The organism is Collimonas sp. OK307 (assembly GCF_900113705.1).
Classification (GTDB): Bacteria; Pseudomonadota; Gammaproteobacteria; order Burkholderiales; family Burkholderiaceae_D; genus Collimonas.
Window position 1 is genome coordinate 174,906 of the sequence record NZ_FOQI01000009.1, and the last position, 17,172, is coordinate 192,077.

18 protein-coding genes are annotated in these 17,172 nt (G+C 55.2%); 11 read left to right on the forward strand and 7 right to left on the reverse strand.

Going from position 1 to position 17,172, the window contains the following annotated elements; genetic code table 11:
• The first annotated feature begins 14 nt into the window (after window positions 1-14).
• Window positions 15-1,049: a tryptophan--tRNA ligase gene (gene trpS / locus BM205_RS13810; RefSeq protein WP_092415363.1), complete on the forward strand. Its 1,035-nt coding sequence runs from the start codon at window positions 15-17 to the stop codon at window positions 1,047-1,049.
• Between the two features lie 182 nt (window positions 1,050-1,231).
• Here trpS and BM205_RS24040 read toward each other — a convergent pair whose 3' ends face one another.
• Together BM205_RS24040 and BM205_RS13815 are read right to left on the reverse strand one after the other, a co-directional pair.
• Window positions 1,232-1,546 carry a hypothetical protein gene (locus BM205_RS24040; protein WP_139227266.1) on the reverse strand — a complete coding sequence of 105 codons (315 nt, stop codon included), beginning with the start codon at window positions 1,544-1,546 and terminating at the stop codon, window positions 1,232-1,234.
• Window positions 1,509-2,306, reverse strand: coding sequence for an SDR family NAD(P)-dependent oxidoreductase (locus BM205_RS13815; protein ID WP_092415365.1), 798 nt, complete (start codon window positions 2,304-2,306; stop codon window positions 1,509-1,511). The genes BM205_RS24040 and BM205_RS13815 overlap by 38 nt, the downstream gene beginning before the upstream one ends.
• Between BM205_RS13815 and BM205_RS13820 the strand changes: the two genes are divergently transcribed.
• From BM205_RS13820 to BM205_RS13845, 5 genes are all read left to right on the forward strand, one after another.
• Complete coding sequence (locus BM205_RS13820; protein WP_092415367.1) at window positions 2,305-2,766, forward strand: helix-turn-helix domain-containing protein; 462 nt, start codon at window positions 2,305-2,307, stop codon at window positions 2,764-2,766. The genes BM205_RS13815 and BM205_RS13820 overlap by 2 nt on opposite strands.
• 470 nt (window positions 2,767-3,236) lie before the next feature.
• On the forward strand, window positions 3,237-3,824 hold the full coding sequence (locus BM205_RS13830) for a hypothetical protein (protein WP_092415371.1): 588 nt from the start codon (window positions 3,237-3,239) through the stop codon (window positions 3,822-3,824).
• 291 nt (window positions 3,825-4,115) lie between these two features.
• The gene (locus tag BM205_RS13835) at window positions 4,116-4,670 is read left to right on the forward strand and encodes a GNAT family N-acetyltransferase (protein WP_092415373.1); all 555 of its coding nucleotides are present in this window, start codon (window positions 4,116-4,118) and stop codon (window positions 4,668-4,670) included.
• Window positions 4,671-4,768: 98 nt separating this feature from the next.
• Window positions 4,769-4,987 carry a DUF6434 domain-containing protein gene (locus BM205_RS13840; RefSeq protein ID WP_092415375.1) on the forward strand — a complete coding sequence of 73 codons (219 nt, stop codon included), beginning with the start codon at window positions 4,769-4,771 and terminating at the stop codon, window positions 4,985-4,987.
• A 111-nt stretch (window positions 4,988-5,098) separates the two neighbouring features.
• Window positions 5,099-5,617 (forward strand): hypothetical protein, encoded by a 519-nt coding sequence (locus BM205_RS13845; protein WP_139227268.1) that lies wholly within the window; start codon window positions 5,099-5,101, stop codon window positions 5,615-5,617.
• Between the two features lie 429 nt (window positions 5,618-6,046).
• Here the strand turns inward: BM205_RS13845 and BM205_RS13850 are convergent, their stop codons facing one another.
• Window positions 6,047-6,988 carry a LysR family transcriptional regulator gene (locus tag BM205_RS13850; RefSeq protein WP_092415379.1) on the reverse strand — a complete coding sequence of 314 codons (942 nt, stop codon included), beginning with the start codon at window positions 6,986-6,988 and terminating at the stop codon, window positions 6,047-6,049.
• Window positions 6,989-7,092: 104 nt separating this feature from the next.
• On the opposite strand from BM205_RS13850, the gene BM205_RS13855 reads away from it, so the two are divergent.
• The 5 genes from BM205_RS13855 to BM205_RS13875 are packed head-to-tail and all read left to right on the forward strand — an operon-like array spanning window position 7,093 to window position 11,828.
• Window positions 7,093-8,340: an acyl-CoA dehydrogenase family protein gene (locus BM205_RS13855; protein WP_092415381.1), complete on the forward strand. Its 1,248-nt coding sequence runs from the start codon at window positions 7,093-7,095 to the stop codon at window positions 8,338-8,340.
• The gene (locus BM205_RS13860; protein WP_092415382.1) at window positions 8,337-9,404 is read left to right on the forward strand and encodes a phosphotransferase family protein; all 1,068 of its coding nucleotides are present in this window, start codon (window positions 8,337-8,339) and stop codon (window positions 9,402-9,404) included. Before BM205_RS13855 ends, BM205_RS13860 begins: the two co-directional genes overlap by 4 nt.
• Window positions 9,401-10,123, forward strand: a complete 723-nt coding sequence (locus BM205_RS13865; RefSeq protein ID WP_092415384.1) for a histidine phosphatase family protein — start codon at window positions 9,401-9,403, stop codon at window positions 10,121-10,123. The genes BM205_RS13860 and BM205_RS13865 overlap by 4 nt, the downstream gene beginning before the upstream one ends.
• A gap of 47 nt (window positions 10,124-10,170) precedes the next feature.
• Window positions 10,171-10,941 carry an SDR family oxidoreductase gene (locus tag BM205_RS13870; protein WP_092415386.1) on the forward strand — a complete coding sequence of 257 codons (771 nt, stop codon included), beginning with the start codon at window positions 10,171-10,173 and terminating at the stop codon, window positions 10,939-10,941.
• A gap of 32 nt (window positions 10,942-10,973) precedes the next feature.
• Window positions 10,974-11,828 carry an SDR family NAD(P)-dependent oxidoreductase gene (locus BM205_RS13875; protein WP_092415388.1) on the forward strand — a complete coding sequence of 285 codons (855 nt, stop codon included), beginning with the start codon at window positions 10,974-10,976 and terminating at the stop codon, window positions 11,826-11,828.
• Between the two features lie 60 nt (window positions 11,829-11,888).
• Here BM205_RS13875 and BM205_RS13880 read toward each other — a convergent pair whose 3' ends face one another.
• The 4 genes from BM205_RS13880 to BM205_RS13895 form a co-directional block, all read right to left on the reverse strand.
• Window positions 11,889-13,409, reverse strand: a complete 1,521-nt coding sequence (locus BM205_RS13880) for an L-piperidine-6-carboxylate dehydrogenase (RefSeq protein WP_092415390.1) — start codon at window positions 13,407-13,409, stop codon at window positions 11,889-11,891.
• A 142-nt stretch (window positions 13,410-13,551) separates the two neighbouring features.
• Window positions 13,552-14,571: a transcriptional regulator GcvA gene (gcvA, locus tag BM205_RS13885; protein ID WP_254783887.1), complete on the reverse strand. Its 1,020-nt coding sequence runs from the start codon at window positions 14,569-14,571 to the stop codon at window positions 13,552-13,554.
• 5 nt (window positions 14,572-14,576) lie between these two features.
• Complete coding sequence (locus tag BM205_RS13890; RefSeq protein WP_254783893.1) at window positions 14,577-16,016, reverse strand: FAD-binding oxidoreductase; 1,440 nt, start codon at window positions 16,014-16,016, stop codon at window positions 14,577-14,579.
• Entirely contained in the window at window positions 16,016-17,053 is a 1,038-nt protein-coding gene (locus tag BM205_RS13895; protein WP_092415394.1) for a DUF1338 domain-containing protein, read from the reverse strand. The genes BM205_RS13890 and BM205_RS13895 overlap by 1 nt, the downstream gene beginning before the upstream one ends.
• Between the last annotated feature and the right edge of the window lie 119 nt (window positions 17,054-17,172).

Below are 17,172 nucleotides of genomic sequence, written 5' to 3' on the forward strand. Positions count from 1 at the left end.
CTAAAGGAATGTTAATGAGTTTGCCAACAAGTTTGTCTCCGACAGCCCCGGATTCTGCCGTGATTTTGACCGGCGATCGTCCGACCGGTCCTTTGCATCTGGGCCATTTTGTCGGCAGCTTGCGGAATCGGGTTGCTTATCAGCACACTTACCGGCAATTCATCATGCTGGCCGATGCTCAGGCGCTGACTGACAATATGGAGGATACCGACAAGGTGCACCGGAATGTGGTGGAGGTTGCGCTGGATTACCTGGCGGTCGGTATCGATCCGTCTTTGTCGACGATCTTGATTCAGTCGCAGATTCCCGAGCTGGCGGAGTTGACTTTCTATTACCTGAACCTGGTTACCGTGGCGCGGCTGGAGCGTAATCCTACGGTTAAGGAGGAAATCCGGCTGCGGGGGTTTGAGCGGGATATTCCGGCGGGTTTCCTGACTTATCCGGCTAGCCAGGCGGCTGATATCACGGCGTTCAAGGCGGCGCTGGTGCCGGTGGGTGAGGATCAGATTCCTATGATCGAGCAAACCAATGAGATTGTGCGGCGGTTTAATCGTACTGTCGGGCGGGATGTGCTGGTTGAGGCTAAGGCTTTGGTGCCGGAGATTGGTCGTTTGCCGGGTATTGATGGTAAGGCCAAGATGAGTAAATCGTTGGGTAATACGATCAACCTGGGGGCTACTGCGGATGAGATTCGGGCGGCGGTCAAGCAGGTGTATACCGATCCTTTGCATTTGCGGGTGCAGGATCCTGGACATCTGGAAGGGAATGTGGCTTTCCTTTATCTGGATGCGTTTGATCTTGATCGGGATGGGTTGGCGGAGATGAAGGCGCATTACGTCCGCGGCGGCTTGGGCGATAGTTTGGTGAAGGCACGCCTGGAGGCTTGCTTGCAGGATTTGTTGGCGCCGATTCGCGCTCGTCGCGAAGAGCTGGCCAAAGATAAGGGGCATGTCATGCAGATCCTGAAAGATGGCACCGCCAAGGCGCGCGAGGTAGCGGCTAAAACCGCCGACGAAGTCAAAGCAGCCCTGGGCCTAAGCTACTTCTGACGTAGTCATTTGGGGTCAGAGTTTTTTTACGACAGTTCTATCGTCGTAAATTACACTCCCCGCGCGGCTCTGACCCCAATTGACGGCCCACGGAGTACGTTCGTTGGCATTTTACGGAAAACCACGTTACCTAAAACGGTAACTACTCCGTGGATGCATGCCGGGGGTAGCCCGGCAGCTAGTCACTTTTTCTTGCTTCGCCAAGAAAAAGTAACCAAAAAGAAGGCGACCGCAAAGCCGTTGCCCTCCCTTCGGTCAGGTTCCCAAATATGGCGCGTGCCAGTCGGGTGAGGAAACCAACTCGCTGCGCTCAAACATGTTCCCTCACAATTCCCGACTGACACGCGCCACATTTGGCAACGTCCCAATGCGGAATTCAAGTCAAAAGCAGCTTCAAAAGCAAAGTCAAAAGCAAAGTCAAAAGCAAAGTCAAAAGCAAAGTCAAAAGCAACTGCAACGTCAACAGCCTCGTTGATAGTTGCCGTCTGATCCTGCATCAATTACCAGCTCGCTACCCGTAACAAAGCGGCTAGCGTCTGACACCAGATACAAGATTCCCGCAGCCACATCTGTGGTCGAACCTTTGCCAGCCAACATCCGCAACTCGGCCGTATCGGTCAATACCTGCGTCAGGTCGCCTTGCTCGCGCATGGCCGCAGCCAGCGTCGGTGGTCGCATTACGCATGGATGGATGGAGTTGATACGGATGTTATGCGCGGCATACCTCATCGCGTTCATATTGGCAATCCGCAGTGCGGCTTTCGCCACGTGATCGGCCGCCTCCCGCCGCTCGTCGTTCATGCTGCACAGCGATAGTACATTGACGATAGTGCCGCCGCCGGCGCGTTCCATTGCCGCGATCACGTATTTGGTGCACAAGATGCTGCCGCTCACATTGAGTTGCATGGCCTTGTCCCATTGTTTTATCGATATTCCCTGCGCAGACGGATTGTCGGCATCGACGCCGGCGCAGTTGACCAGAATGTCGATACGGCCGAAGTAAGCTTCGATTGCTGCCATCACTCGTCGCACCGCATCGTTGTTGCTGACATCGAGTTGCCAGAAATTTGCCCGCCCCTGAGCACTGCCGAGCAACTTGGCAATGGCGAATCCTTCTTGCTCGTGCTCGTCGAGAATTGCCAGCCGCGCACCGGCGGAAGACAGCGCGCAGGCGATATGCAACGCCATGCCGCGCGTAGAGCCAGTGATCAGAGCGACTTTGTTTTTGAGAGGGAAGTAGGTGCTGACAGGAATCATGGCAGTTGAACCTCCATTAATATTTGATATGGCAATTAAAGCATTCTTTAGTGCGTATTGCAACCATGCTTTAGTTACTTGTAAGTATTCTTTAGTAATGGTGAACAATTACGGAGCGCGACTCGCAGAGGCTTTGCGAATAGCCAAAAAGGATAGACAAGAGCTCGCGGACGGCATCGGCGTGAGCGTGCAAGCAATTGGGCAGGTGATCGCGGGAAAAACCAAGGCGCTGACAGCAGAAAATTCAGCGCTTGCCGCAAAATTTCTAGGCGTTGATATGTTTTGGCTTGCCACTGGAATGGGCAAGCCGAAGATTGTAACTAAGCCTTCCAGTCAATGGCCTTTTAGTATCAGCGTGGAATCGTTCCTTGCGATACCGGAGGAAGAGCAGAACCGCATAAGTGAATATATCGAATTCTGCGTTAACAAATGGCATGTGGCCCATCCACCAAAAAAATAAAAAGATTCGCGAGCTATGCCAGATAAAAATGTGAGGCAATAGCTTGGCGCCAGATGAATGGGCCGTCGTTGCATTCCGTGAGCGTCTGCAATCAGCAGAAGTAGTCGCTGACATTCAATCGGCGAATAGTCACTATCGGCCAATTGCCGCCGTTCAAAGATGACCTCCAAATTGGCGACAAATCAGGATTTACGTGACCTCTTATGGGCAGTCAAAATATCGTCTCACATTGGCATATAAAAATCATCGGAATTTGCGAAGCTAGACTACAACGCATGCTTTCCAATGAAGAGCGAGAATTTGTACGTCGCAGAGGCGCATTTGTCGCGCTAGAAATGATTGAGGACTCGGTGAGTACCGTGCCGACCGCAGAATTGGTACGCTACTTGAACTCCGAAATTGACAACTAACTGCCAGAAGCGGAAGCAGTTTAATCTCGAGACATTGCCGTTTGAATAGGAAGTTAATACATGCCTTGGCTACCAATTTATTGCAACGAATGCGACCAGCTGGAAGTGCTTTCTTATCTCAACAAAAATGAGGAAATTGCGTTCATCGTTTCGGCCGGCGCAGGACGATGGGTAGCGGTAAAACGCATTGAGGTTTTAGAGCCAAGTCGTTATTGCCTTTGGCACATCCCCGGTGGCTCCCTTCCTCTTTTTCGAGGTGCTAAGGAAGCGTCAGGAGAAATTAGCAATCCGTTCGACGGTTGGGTAGAGGTTAAATCGGGAGCAGATACTTCGCTCCCTTATTTTGGTGCTCACCCTGGTGTAATTTGGCTGAATATTCGCAATATGCAAACGGATAAGCTCTCTGAAATGCGAACCATAGGTCTGTCATCCTTTGAATGGATTGGCAATCATTATCGTGTAATTGGTATCGGGGCGACGATGCAAACTGAAAAATTCTGGAAAATTCTCAGACAATGGGTCAAGAAACAGACAAGCCAAGTCCCACGTGGCGGGCCTCGACAGCCTACACCTCCCGAAATATGGGCTTTCAGAGGCGCATTCAATATGTTTGAAAATGGCGCCCAGGGCGAGAACAATCCCTTTTGAAGCTACCCACGGCGGACGACCGTAGTCGGCCGAGGCTGTGTAAAAACGCAAAAACATGAAATTTTCGTGGGTAGAGTGACCATTGCCGATATCGAAAAAATCGCGTAGCGGTCGTTTTGAGAGGCCGATTTTTACGTGCGCCGAATTTTTCTGCGTTTTTACACAGCCTCGGCCAGAAGCGGACGGTCAGTAGCTCTATCGAAATAGGGACGGTTAATTCAACTAGACATTTATCCACCACGAACTTCTACAAGGCTTCTTGCAACAGTTTTCTCACACTTATTCTTGCCTATGTCCCAATTGCCCGTAATTGAAACTCAAAGAACTATTCTGACCGTGCTACACGCTGAGAATGCACACTTGCTGTTTGCTTACCAACTAGCAAACGCGGAACATTTGGCCGTATGGGAACCGGCAAGGGACAGTAATTTTTATACTGCTGAATCCTGTCGCGAGCGTAGTGAAAAGGCGTATCGCGGGTTTTTGGATGGCTCCGCACTGAATTTCATTGCTGTTGAACGAGCTTCGCAAAAGATGGTTGCAGGCTGTAATTTTACGAATATTGTAAGAGGCCCTTTTCTGGGGTGTAATCTGGGGTATTCAGTAGATAAGGAATTTGAGGGTAAAGGGCTAATGCGAGAAGTCGCGATAGCCGGAATACGTTACGTATTTGATGTACTTTGCCTGCATCGCATAATGGCAAATCATGTGCCTTCCAATGTGAGAAGCGAGAAATTGCTAAGCAATCTAGGATTCCAGCGTGAAGGTTATGCCAAGGCATACCTGAAAATTGCAGGAAAATGGGAAGACATGGTGCTCAACTCTCTTATCAATCCGATGGCGTAAGTCGTTTGGGTTATCTGCAATTGAGAGACCGTAAGCGGCCAAAATCGGACGGTCGAAGACGTCCGCTAAACTGATGACGATATTGGAGGAATTGGGTCATGAAATTTGATTGGCACGGCGGAGTAATTTCGCGGACAACGTTAGTCGATTCTGCCTACAAAAATACGCAGAACGTTCGGCGTTTTCTTTCACATCAGTGTGGACCGGAGTTCAAATTTGACCGCGACCTGATGGCATGGATACGAAACGGCGTCGAGAAGAACATGGGCGACGTTGTGGACGAGTGGACGCGCCGACGTACAACTGCGCAAGATTAGCAAATGACTTATTCCGGCCATTTGCGGTCTTTCGCACTTGTATTAAAAAATTGCAGATTATGTGTCATTGCATGATCTGCTTCTAATTTTTATTTCCAGGAATCAGAGACCATGGAGAGTATTCAAAGATGGATGGTTTTCTTTGTTGGAGGGCTGCTTTTCTCTCAAGTTGTACATGCGGATATGTGCAAAGACATTCGTACGATATACGTCGAGTCGCAGCAGCACTTCAGCAACTGGAAGACGAATGATGCAAAGGGTGAGGAATTCGTATCGACGGTTTTGTTGGCGGGGGCAAGCTCATGTTTAATCGATGAAGACGGTATTGCATATACTTGTCAGTGGCACTTCAAGAATTTGGAAGCATTGTCGGTCGCTTACACGGCGATGTTGGATGAAGTGAGTTCGTGTCCGCCGTTATTGAAAGCGCATGCCGATATCAAGAAAATGGAACCGCAAAATTATCAAGCTACAAACTTTAATCAAAGAATGGAATTGGTTACCTATGATTATGCTGATGCGGACGTCGTCATTACGATGGGAAAGATGGCGTCTGATATCCAAGCCGTCTCGCTGGCAAAAAATCTATTGCAGTTCAGTTTCATTAATGCAAAACATCTTCCCGATTAACTGATTTTGGCGATCAAATTCTGAGAACTGCGCCAAATGCATTTGTTAGCTTCGCTGACAGTGCAGATACTGCGTCCCCCACCGCTTTCTTGTTTTTGGCAGTAGAGGTCATCCTGACAGAGTATTTTACTTCCACTCGATACTCTTGATCGCCTGCGGGGATGCCATTCGTTTTATCAAAGCTAGCTGAACATCCGTCTTACGCTCGTAGACAACACTTTTTGTGTGTCCGCTTCGCCTTTGAGTGTATGTCCGCTCGGGGTCGTGTACTGCCTGTCACGCTCCTCTGACGAACGTCCGGTAAAAGTTGTGGATTCAGCCGGTGGATGCAACAGATTGGTGGAACCGTTCGGCCGCTCGTGGCTAATTTCAGTCTTCGCAGAGGATTTAGTTTCAACGAAATATGAGTCTGAACGAATACCCCCTGAGTTACTGCTCGATACCGGACGTATTTGCTGCCAGGCGGCCCTGCTCAGGAAACAATCGCCCCAACACCCCGCGCAACCAGCGATTAGCCGGATCGAGTTCGGCATTCTCATGCCAGTACAGATAAACATCCAGCGGCGGTGTCGGCAGCGGTAGCGGATAAATCCGGTTTGGCAAGTTGATATTGGCAATGTGCGCATAATGTTCAGGCATGGTGGTCAGCAGATCTGAGGCGCTGACTACCTGGCAAGCTGCGTAATAGTGCTGGCAACGCAAACCGACATGCCGTTGACGGCCGATGCGGGCTAGTTCTACGTCTTCGACGCCAGGGCCGGTGCGGCGGGAGGAGACCAGGATGTGGCTTTGCGCCAGATAGGTTTCGAGATCCAGGCCGTTTTGCAGCGCCGGATGATCCTGGCGCGCTACCACCACCAATGCATCGCGCGATAACGGTGTGCTGCGGATTTCTCCGGGGCGCTGTAGCAGGACGTCGACCGCAATGTCCAGCGTGCCGGCCGCCAGTTCGGATTCCAGCTGCCGCCGTTCTACCCGTACCGAATTGATTTCCACCATGGGTGCCTGGGTTTGCAAAAGCTGCATCAGCGGCGGCAGCAACCGCGCTTCCAGTACGCCTGGCAAGCCGAGGTTGAAGCTGCGGCGGGTGCTGGATGGGTCGAATTGATTGCCGTGTTTGACGCTTACTTCCAGCGTTTGCAGCGCTTGCCGCACCGGGCCGATGAGTGACCGTGTCATTGGTGTCGGCAGCATGTTGCTACCTTGTCGGACAAACAACGGATCGCCCAGCAGTTCGCGCAGGCGCGCCAGGGCGTGGCTGACTGCCGGCTGGGTCAGGCTGAGGGCTTTCGCGGCACGGGTGATGTTGCCTTCTGTATAGATGGTATCGAGTACCACGAACAGATTGAGGTCGATGCGGCTGATATGCATGAAATTAATTATCGTCTATATAAATCATTCATTTGATGAATTATAGCTGTTGCGGCACACTTAATACATCGCCTGACCACGTCGCTAAACAGCTGAGGAACATCATGGATTTCGCCTATTCTCCCCGGGCTCGCCAATATATCGAGCGGCTCAATGCATTCATCGCCGAGCATGTGCTGCCAGCCGAAGCTGAGTATTTCAGTCAGTTGAAGCGCGGTCCTTTGCCATGGAACGTGCCACCGGTGATGCTGGCCTTGAAAGCCAAGGCGAAGGAAGCGGGCTTGTGGAACCTGTTCCTGCCGGATGAAGAATTCGGGGCTGGCCTCAGCAATACCGATTACGCACCGCTGGCAGAGATCATGGGCCGCTCGTTCATCGCACCGGAAGTGTTCAACTGCAACGCACCGGATACTGGCAATATGGAAGTGCTGGCCAAGTACGGTTCGGCGGCACAGCAGGAGCAGTGGCTCAAGCCGTTGCTGGCCGGCGAAATTCGCTCGGCGTTTTGCATGACCGAGCCGGACGTCGCCTCCAGCGATGCCACCAATATGCGCGCCACGGCGATCGTTGAAGGCGATGAGGTGCTGCTCAACGGCCGTAAATGGTGGAGCACCGGCATCGGCCATCCCAACTGCAAATTCGTGATTTTCATGGGACTGACTTATCCTGACGGTCCCAAGCATGCGCGCCATTCAATGGTGATCGTGCCGATGGCGACGGCGGGCGTGAAGATCGAACGTATGCTGCCAGTGTTCGGCGCACTCGACGAGCCTTACGGTCATGGCGAAGTCAGTTTTACCAATGTCCGGGTGCCGCTGGCCAACATCATCGCCGGGCCGGGGCGCGGCTTTGAAATTGCCCAGGGCCGTCTCGGGCCGGGCCGGATTCATCACTGCATGCGGGCGCTGGGCGCGGCTGAAGTGGCGCTGGAAATGCTGTGCAAACGGGCATTGACGCGCAGCGCTTTCGGTAAGCCGTTGGCTGATCTCGGGGGAAATGCCGACATCATCGCCAATGCGCGCATGGCAATCGAACAATCGCGCTTGCTGACTTTGAAGGCGGCATGGATGATGGACACTGTCGGCGCCAAAGCGGCAATGAGTGAAATTTCGCAGATCAAGGTGGTAGCGCCAAACGTGGCACAGTTGGTGATCGACCAGGCGATCCAGATTCACGGCGGCGCGGGTGTTTGCGACGACTTGCCGCTGACGGCATTGTTTGCCTACGCCCGGGTGCTGCGGCTGGCGGACGGGCCGGATGAGGTGCACCGCGCCTTGATCGCTAAGCTGGAATTGAAGGCACAGGCTGCCAAAGCTGCCGGTTTGGCTACAACAGCAGGAGAACCGGCATGACGCTGATCGATCAAGCCGGTGCGGTACGCAGCGGTGAAGAACTGGATGTGGCAAAGATCGCCGCTTTCCTGAAAAGCATCGACAGCAGTCTTGAAGGATTGCCGACAGTGAGCCAGTTCCCCGGTGGTGCGTCCAATTTGACGTATCTGCTGAGCTATGCCAATCGCGAGTTGATTCTGCGGCGGCCGCCCTCCGGCGCCAAAGTCAAGTCGGCACACGATATGCTGCGCGAAGCAAACATCATGTCCGAACTCAAGCCGGTCTACCCGTACGTGCCAAGCGTGTTCGCAACGTGCCAGGATCGTGCGGTGATGGACAGCGATTTCTATGTGATGGAACGGCTGCGGGGCGTCATTCTGCGCGACAAATTACCTGAAGGCTTGGTGTTGAGCGAGGCCGACACGCGCCAGTTGTGCCTGAATGTGATCGACAAGATGATCGCATTGCATCAGGTCGACTATCAGGCCGCCGGCCTGGCGCACCTGGGCAAGGGCGACGGTTATGTACAGCGGCAGATCAGCGGCTGGAGCGAGCGCTACCGCAAGGCGCGCACTGACGACGCCGTCGATTTCGAGTCTGTGATGAGTTGGCTGAATGAAAAAATGCCGGCCACCGATGTCGCCACCTGCCTGATCCACAACGATTTCCGTTTCGATAATGTGGTGCTCGATGTTGATAATCCACTCAACGTCATCGGTGTACTGGATTGGGAAATGGCGAGCCTCGGCGATCCTCTGATGGATCTCGGCAATACGCTGGCGTATTGGGTGCAGGCCGACGATGAACCGCAATTCAAGCAGATGCGACGTCAGCCGACGCACTTGCCGGGCATGCTGACGCGCAATGAAGTGATTGCCTACTACGGCGAAAAGACAGGCTACCGCACCGATCATTTCGACTTTTACGAAATCTATGGACTGTTCCGGCTGGCAGTGATCGTGCAGCAAATCTACTATCGTTTTCATCACGGGCAAACCAAGAATCCGCAATTCGCATTCTTTGTCCACGTCACCAATTATCTGGAACAGCGCTGCAAGAATCTGATTGCGCAGTCGAGCATATGAGCAATATCTATCTGGTGCGTCATGGCCAGGCCAGTTTCGGCGCCGCCGATTACGATCATTTGTCTGAACTGGGTTTGCGCCAGTCGGCATTGCTGGGACAGTGGCTGACGCAGACCGGCCAGGAGATGCCGTTGCTGGTTACAGGCGGTCACCGTCGTCATCAGCAGAGCAGCAATGCCTGCATGGCAGCAATGCCAGCGCTGACAGCCGGAGGCGAGCGCCAGGTTTTACACGATCCGGGATTCGATGAGTTCGATCACCAGCAAGTACTGCTGCTGTATATAGATAAATTCATGCCGCAATTTGCCGATCCCGCTGTGTTTGCAGCATACATGGCGCAGCAGGAGCAGCGCGGGCGTGCATTTCAAAAGCTGTTTGCCAAGGCGGTAGCGCGCTGGGTCAGTGGCGAGCATGATAGCGATTACAGCGAACCATGGCCGATCTTCAAGGCGCGCTGTAGCGATGCGTTGGCGCGGCTGCAGGAACGTATCGGCCAGGGGCAGTCAGTCTGGGTATTTACTTCCGGCGGCCCGATCAGTGTGATTTGCCAGCAGTTGCTGGCGATTCCGGACCGGCGGATTTTTGAATTGAACTGGGCGCTGGTCAACACCGGCGTGACCAAATTGCTGTGTCGTCCGGGGCGCGTCAGCCTGAGTTATTTGAATAATTTTGCGCATCTTGAAAGCGCATGCGATCCAGGCTTGGTGAGCTATCGCTAAGCCACCGAATATCACCCTACATCACCTAATAAGCGGAGACAGAGAACATGACAAGCACAACCCTTTTTGATCTGAAAGGCAAGATCGCTCTGGTCACCGGCGCCAGCCGCGGCATCGGTGCATCGATTGCCAAACTCCTGGCGCAGCAGGGCGCACACGTGATCGTATCCAGCCGCAAGGCGGAGGCGTGCGACAAAGTGGTGGCCGAGATCCAGGCCGCTGGCGGATCGGCGGAAACCATCGCTTGCCACATCGGCGAAATGGCGCAGATCGAAGCGTTGTACCAGGCCATCAGCGGCAAGCACGGGCGGCTCGATATCCTGGTCAACAACGCGGCCGCCAATCCGCATTTCGGACCGATCGTCGAGACCGATGTGGCAGCCTTCCAGAAGACTGTCGACGTAAATATCCGCGGTTATTTTTTCATGTCCTCTTACGGCGCCAAGCTGATGGCGCAGAACGGCGGCGGTGCGATTGTCAACGTTGCGTCGGTGAATGGCGTGACGCCGGGCGTGTTCCAGGGTATCTATTCGATTACCAAGGCTGCGGTGATTTCCATGACCAAATCGTTCGCCAAGGAATGCGCGGCCAGCGGCGTGCGCGTCAATGCTTTATTGCCGGGTTTTACCGAAACTAAATTCGCCGCCGCCTTGATCGACAATCCGGCGATCTTGAAACAGGCGCTGCAACACATCCCGATGAACCGGGTGGCCCAGCCGGATGAAATGGCGGGCGCGGTGCTGTATCTGGTGTCGCCTGCCGCCACTTATACAACCGGCGTTTGTTTGAATGTAGATGGCGGCTATTTGCTCAACTAAGCGGCTCTAACGCGGAATCGACAGGAAACCATATGAAGAATTTGCAAGGCAAGGTCGCCGTTATCACTGGCGCTGCAGAAGGCATCGGCAAGGGCATTGCGACCCGCGCAGCGGCTGAAGGCATGAAACTGGTGCTTGCGGATATCAACGCCGCCAAGCTGGAGCTGACGGTGGCGGAGTTCAAGGCCAATGGCGTTGAAGTAGTCGGCGTGCCGACCGACGTCGCCAGGGAAGAGCAGATCAACGCGCTGGCAGAGCAGGCGTTTGCCAAATTCGGCAACGTGCATTTGCTGGTGAATAACGCCGGAGTAGCCGTCGCCAAGCCGGCATGGGAAGCCACGCAACAGGATTGGGACTGGGTCATGGGTGTCAATTTCTACGGCGTCACGCATGCCTTGCGCGCCTTCGTCCCCACCATGTTGAAGCATGGCGAAGAAGGTCATATCGTCAACACCGCATCGATGGCCGGCTTGACATCGCAGCCCAGCCTAGCCACCTACAATGCCAGCAAACATGCTGTGGTGACGGTATCGGAAGGCTTGCATCATGATCTCACGTTGCGGCAGTCGCGTATCAAGGTGTCTGTGTTGTGTCCGGGGTGGGTCAAGACCGGAGTTGCGCATTCCGAGCGTAATCGGGCAGCGGCAGGGACCGGAAATAATGGCGAGGCGACGCCGGCGGTTGATGCGGTGACACTCAAGGTCGGCATGTCGATAATGCAAGCTGTGCAGAACGGGATTCCGGTGGCGCAGGTTGCCGATGAAGTGTTTAATGCGATTGCTGCGGAGCGATTTTATATTCTGACGCATCCGGAGATGAAGCAGGCGATACAGATCCGGATGGAAGATATACTGCAGCAGCGGGCGCCGACTTTGTTGAAGATTTGAATACTGGCTGGCAAGGAGCAGGGCGGATCAACTGATGCTGATCCACCCTGAGAGTAAAGCTTAGTCGATGTCAAATTTGACGCCCTGCGCCAGCGGCAGGGTACGGCTGTAGTTGATCGTATTAGTCGCACGACGCATGTAAGTCTTCCACGCATCGGAGCCGGATTCGCGGCCGCCGCCGGTTTCCTTCTCGCCACCGAAAGCACCGCCGATTTCAGCGCCGCTGGTGCCGATGTTGACGTTGGCCAGGCCGCAATCGCTGCCGCTGGCAGACATGAAAGCCTCCGCTTCGCGTACATCGTTGGTGAAGATGGCTGACGACAAGCCTTGCGGCACGGCGTTGTTGAGATGCACGGCATCGTCGAAACTATCGTAGCGCAGCACATACAGAATCGGCGCGAAGGTTTCGTGATGCACGATGGCGCTTTGTTGCGGCATGCGCACCAGCGCCGGCCGTACGTAGAAGGCATTGGCGGCATCGCCAACCGGCAAACGTTCGCCACCTGTCACCACACCGCCTTCAGCCTTGGCCTGGACCAGCGCAGCTTGCATCGCCTCGAATGCCGCCTGGTCGACCAGCGGACCGACCAGCGTGCCGCCATCCAGTGGATCGCCGACCTTGACGCTGGCGTAGATACGTTCGATGCGGCTGACCACATCTTCATAAATACTGCTGTGGACGAACAGCCGGCGCAAGCTGGTGCAGCGTTGCCCTGCAGTGCCGACCGCAGAGAAGGTAATGGCGCGCAGAGCCAGGCTCAAGTCGGCGGTAGGCGTGACGATCATGCCGTTGTTGCCGCCCAGTTCCAGCAAGCTGCGGCCCAGGCGTTCCGCCACCGTGGTGGCGACTTTGCGGCCCATGCGCACGCTGCCGGTGGCGCTGACCAACGGTACCAGCGGCGAAGCGGACAGTGCTGCGCCGATTTCGGCGCGGCCCAGCAATACCTGGCACAGATTGGCCGGCAGCAGGTCGGGGCGTTGCTCTGAAAAGCGTGCCGCAGCTTTTTCAAACAAGGCATGTACCGCCAATGCAACGACCGGGGTTTTTTCCGATGGTTTCCAGATCACGGCATTGCCGCAGACCAGCGCCAAAGCTGCATTCCATGCCCATACCGCGACCGGGAAATTGAACGCAGTGATGACGCCGCAAACACCCAGCGGGTGCCAGGTTTCCATCATGCGATGGCCTGGACGTTCGGACGCGATGGTCAGGCCGTACAGTTGGCGCGACAGGCCGACGGCGAAATCGCAGATGTCGATCATTTCCTGTACTTCACCGATGCCTTCGGACAGGATCTTGCCGGATTCCAGCGTCACCAGCTTGCCCAGCGGCTCGCGATGTTCGCGCAGCACGTCACCAAGGATACGCACCAGCTCGCCGCGTACCGGCGCCGGCACTACACGCCATTTTTCGTAGGCCTGGTGGGCGTTCTTGATGGCGTTTTCGGCCTCTTGCGTAGTGTGGGCGCGCAGCGAAGCAATCGCGGCGCCGTCGCGCGGGGAACGTGAATGGAGATCGTTGCCGGCATGCGCGGAAAAGTCGAAGCCGAGCTCATTGAAAATGGTGGAAATTTGCGTCATTGGAATGCCTTTGTTCCGGAGTCAATCTGGTCGCCGCGAGATCGGCGAGGTATGGCATCGAGTATAAGGAATAAATCGCGATTTCTTAAAATCAAAAAATAACAGAACATCATTACTTTTGATCATGCAGAAGCGGCGTAGTTCAGGTTTCCGCCAGTTCGCTCAATATCCATTCCTGGAATTTGATAACGGCTGCCTTGCTGGCGTTCTTTTCGGGATAAGTCAGGTAGTAGGATTGCGGACTTTTGACGGCGAACGGGAATGGCACATGTAACTGGCCAAGGGCGATTTCGGTTTCCACCAGAAATTTTGGCATCAATGCCACACCCAGACCGGCAGCGGCGGCCTGGATCACCATCGACAGTTGTTCAAAGCGGGGACCGGAAAGGGCATCGGGGCAGGCCACGCCAACATGGTTGAACCAGTCCTGCCAGGCTTGCGGCCGGGTAGTGTGTTGCAACAAAGTCATGGCAGGCAGATCTTCGATGCGCTTGATTTTCTGGCTCAGCTCCAGGCTGCAAACCGGCAGCACTTCTTCACCCATCAACCGGACCATGACCGCGCCGGGCCAGTTGGGCTCGCCGAAGTGAATCGCCGCATCCACCGAGCGGCTGTTGAAATCGAATGGCAGCACCTCTGTGCTCAGGTTGAGGATCACGTCGGGATGGGCGGCCGTGAATTTGGCCAGGCGCGGAATCAGCCATTTGACGCCGAAAGTCGGTAATGTTGCCAGATTGAGCACGCCGCCGGAGTTCTTGTGCGCCATCACCTGGAAGGTCGCCATTTCGATTTCCTTAAGGATGGCGGCAACCTGGGCCGCATATTCGGCCCCGGCGGCAGTCAGGATCAGGCGGCGGTTGATGCGTTCGAACAGTTTGACACCGAGATAATCTTCCAGGATGGCAGCCTGACGGCTGACGGCGCCTTGCGTCATGTGCAACTCGTTGGCGGCCTTGGTAAACGATAAATGGCGCGCAGCCGTATCAAAGGCGATCAGGCAGGAGGTAGAGGGGATGAATCTGCGCATTTTTCTTGGAGCCGGATAGGTATTTGCCGCAGTGCTTGCTGCCGAGCAGGCACTATACCAAACGCGGCGCCGTTTTTCAGCGTCAGCTTTACCTTTAGCGCGAACTTCAGCCTGGCTGCGCGGAGAATCAGGCATGGACGCTATGCAGCCGAATCGAAGGGTGAACCGAAACGGGTCACCCCCAACAGCTGCGCCGGGTCGAAAACGGTTTGCATCCTGGCGGCCAGCGCCAGAGATTCGGGCGCGGTGTAGCGCTCGTAGAACTGCTGGTTGAACGGCCCGACGCCATGCTCGGCGCTGAAACTACCGTGATACTTGCGCACCGCCAGATCATAGATTTCCTGGCGCAGGGTATGAATGCGCTGGGGTGGAAAGTCGTCCACCAGCTGTTGCGGCACAACCAGGTTGAAATGCAGGCCGCCATCGCCCCAATGGCCGAAATCGAACACTTTGACACCTGGATAACGCCGCTCCAGCAGTGCTATCGCCTCATCGCGAAAGGTTGCCAGTTTTGAGCGCGGTACGGCAATATCGAAGGCGATGACCTTGCCTTCCCGGCGCACGCTGTCGGTGATGGCGTGGCGGATGCGCCACAGGATTTCCGGCTTGTCGATCACCGCGTCCAGGATCAGGTCGCCGAAACCGGCTTCGAGCCAGGCGCCGAATAGTTTTTCCAGGTCGAAGTCGGCGCTGCGCGGCCGTGCACTGCTCAATTCGATCAGGAAAGCATAAGGCGGCAGTGGATCGAACGGGGCCTGGATGGATGGGATGTGCTGTAGAACGGACTGCATCGCATTGTGCGAGATGCCTTCGAATGCGCTCAGGAAATCCGAGAAGTTACGCTCGGCGTCGCGCAACAGCAGCGCCGCAGCTTGCAACGAAGCCGGCACCACCAGCGCCGTGGCGCATTGCTGCGGCAGCGGATGCACCTGCAGCACGGCCCGCGTGATGATGCCGTAAGCGCCGCCGCTGCCGATGAAGCATTGTTTCCAGTCGGGGCCGGTATTGTTTTTCCTGAGACGGTTGGTGAGATCGAGACGCTGGCCGGGCGGATCGATCAGTAATGCTTCCAGCCCCAGCACGTTATGCCGCACGTCGCCGTAGCGGATCAGGCGCGCACCGCCGGTGTTGGCGGCCAGCATGCCGCCTAGCGAAGGATCTGCCGCCAGATCGATGGGAAAGTACAGATCGTGTTGTTTGAGCGCCTGGTTCAGATCGGACAGGCGGGTGCCGGCATAGGCTTGCACCACACGGTCGACCGGGTCGATGTCAATCACGCCCTTGATACGCTCCATGCTGAGCACCACATCGAGCCCGGAACGATCCGGCGATGCCGCTCCCACCAGGCCGGTATTCGCACCCTGCGCAACGATGCGGATTTTCTCCCTGGCGCACAGGCGCATCAGTTCGGCCGCCTCTTCGACGCTGGCCGGGCGCGCGATGCAACTCGCCTGGCCGTCACCGTAGCGCGCTCCTTTTTCGTATGGCTGGCGCTGCTCCTCCGCGCTCAGGCAACCTTGCGAACCCAGCAGGTCGCTGATGCGTTGCCGGATCAGGTCGATGTCGCCCATGTCAGCCATCAGCACGATGTGGCGTCTGCGGAAGCGGTCATCTTGAAAATCCCCTGGGCGTTGCCGCTGTCAAAGGTCAGGTCCAGTTTTTCACGTTGGGTTTCTTCATCCAGGTAACGGTCGCGCGAAATGAATTCGTAGAACGATCCCGGCACCTTCAGCTCGACCATCACACCATTTTCATCGCGCATCAGACGCGTCACGGTACTGGCACGGAAGGCGGTTTGCCGCACCCGGCCGTTTCTGGAAACTTCGATTTTTTCCTTGATGGCACGACCCAGCGCGCGTTGCGCATCGGCTACCTGTTCTACATTCGGGACGCGATCGGTGGCGTGGTTGAAGGCATTGCCTTCAGTTGAAATCCAGGCCATTTCGGCCGATTCCGCCAGCAAGGTCTGGTATTCGGCAATGCTGGGCAAGTCGTGTTGACGATCGAAGCACGCTACCAGCACCGGTAACAGCGCCAGCGCATCGGCGACCGGCAAGGTTTTGCTGGCGCCGAGCTGCTGTAGCAATTGTGCCGAGTGTGCATCGATCGGATCTTGCGAGGTCGACAAGACATTGTTGACGGTTGCCTGGAACTCGTTCGAAAAGTGATGCGGGTGTAGTTCGCTCAGGAAAAATTGAGCGATTTCCTCGGCGTCGTCTTCATGCGCGTAAGCGCGGCCGGTCATGCTGATCCGTTGCAACGGGTAGACACCATTCACGAAGTAACCCAACGGCAGCAGGATCCGGGTGAACGCAGCCTCGCCAGGCGGCAAAGTGCCGGTGCTGATACCAAGCACGGTACGCAAAGCACCATGGTCAAAGCGGATTTTGTTACCTGCGCGTACCGAATCGTGTACATAGTCATTCCCTTGCGGGACAGCTTTCAGCAGTTTCTCGAACAGCAACATATTCAGCGCCTGGGCTATTTCGATACGGGAAACCGTGTCAGAACGTGGCCGCAGAGTGCTGGCCGGGATTTGCAGCAGATCGGACAATTGGCTGGCATGCTCGGCGCCTAGCAGCGACGTCAGCATGAATTGCAGGTTGGTGGAGGACATGCGCGCTCTTTATCGGGGGAGGATAGGCGCAGTTTAAATTTGATTGGTAGCTTGATAAAACGATTAATTCTGATGGATCAATGCGTTTTTCTCATGCTTTGATCTTTTTGATTAGTTTT

What these genes read in the sequence shown, in the direction of transcription:
- trpS (WP_092415363.1), top strand. Translation starts at nt 15, where the DNA reads ATGAGTTTGCCAACAAGTTTGTCTCCGACAGCCCCGGATTCTGCCGTG.
- BM205_RS24040 (WP_139227266.1), bottom strand. Translation starts at nt 1,546, where the DNA reads ATGCAGGATCAGACGGCAACTATCAACGAGGCTGTTGACGTTGCAGTT.
- BM205_RS13820 (WP_092415367.1), top strand. Translation starts at nt 2,305, where the DNA reads ATGGCAGTTGAACCTCCATTAATATTTGATATGGCAATTAAAGCATTC.
- BM205_RS13815 (WP_092415365.1), bottom strand. Translation starts at nt 2,306, where the DNA reads ATGATTCCTGTCAGCACCTACTTCCCTCTCAAAAACAAAGTCGCTCTG.
- BM205_RS13830 (WP_092415371.1), top strand. Translation starts at nt 3,237, where the DNA reads ATGCCTTGGCTACCAATTTATTGCAACGAATGCGACCAGCTGGAAGTG.
- BM205_RS13835 (WP_092415373.1), top strand. Translation starts at nt 4,116, where the DNA reads ATGTCCCAATTGCCCGTAATTGAAACTCAAAGAACTATTCTGACCGTG.
- BM205_RS13840 (WP_092415375.1), top strand. Translation starts at nt 4,769, where the DNA reads ATGAAATTTGATTGGCACGGCGGAGTAATTTCGCGGACAACGTTAGTC.
- BM205_RS13845 (WP_139227268.1), top strand. Translation starts at nt 5,099, where the DNA reads ATGGAGAGTATTCAAAGATGGATGGTTTTCTTTGTTGGAGGGCTGCTT.
- BM205_RS13850 (WP_092415379.1), bottom strand. Translation starts at nt 6,988, where the DNA reads ATGCATATCAGCCGCATCGACCTCAATCTGTTCGTGGTACTCGATACC.
- BM205_RS13855 (WP_092415381.1), top strand. Translation starts at nt 7,093, where the DNA reads ATGGATTTCGCCTATTCTCCCCGGGCTCGCCAATATATCGAGCGGCTC.
- BM205_RS13860 (WP_092415382.1), top strand. Translation starts at nt 8,337, where the DNA reads ATGACGCTGATCGATCAAGCCGGTGCGGTACGCAGCGGTGAAGAACTG.
- BM205_RS13865 (WP_092415384.1), top strand. Translation starts at nt 9,401, where the DNA reads ATGAGCAATATCTATCTGGTGCGTCATGGCCAGGCCAGTTTCGGCGCC.
- BM205_RS13870 (WP_092415386.1), top strand. Translation starts at nt 10,171, where the DNA reads ATGACAAGCACAACCCTTTTTGATCTGAAAGGCAAGATCGCTCTGGTC.
- BM205_RS13875 (WP_092415388.1), top strand. Translation starts at nt 10,974, where the DNA reads ATGAAGAATTTGCAAGGCAAGGTCGCCGTTATCACTGGCGCTGCAGAA.
- BM205_RS13880 (WP_092415390.1), bottom strand. Translation starts at nt 13,409, where the DNA reads ATGACGCAAATTTCCACCATTTTCAATGAGCTCGGCTTCGACTTTTCC.
- gcvA (WP_254783887.1), bottom strand. Translation starts at nt 14,571, where the DNA reads ATGCCTGATTCTCCGCGCAGCCAGGCTGAAGTTCGCGCTAAAGGTAAA.
- BM205_RS13890 (WP_254783893.1), bottom strand. Translation starts at nt 16,016, where the DNA reads ATGGCTGACATGGGCGACATCGACCTGATCCGGCAACGCATCAGCGAC.
- BM205_RS13895 (WP_092415394.1), bottom strand. Translation starts at nt 17,053, where the DNA reads ATGTCCTCCACCAACCTGCAATTCATGCTGACGTCGCTGCTAGGCGCC.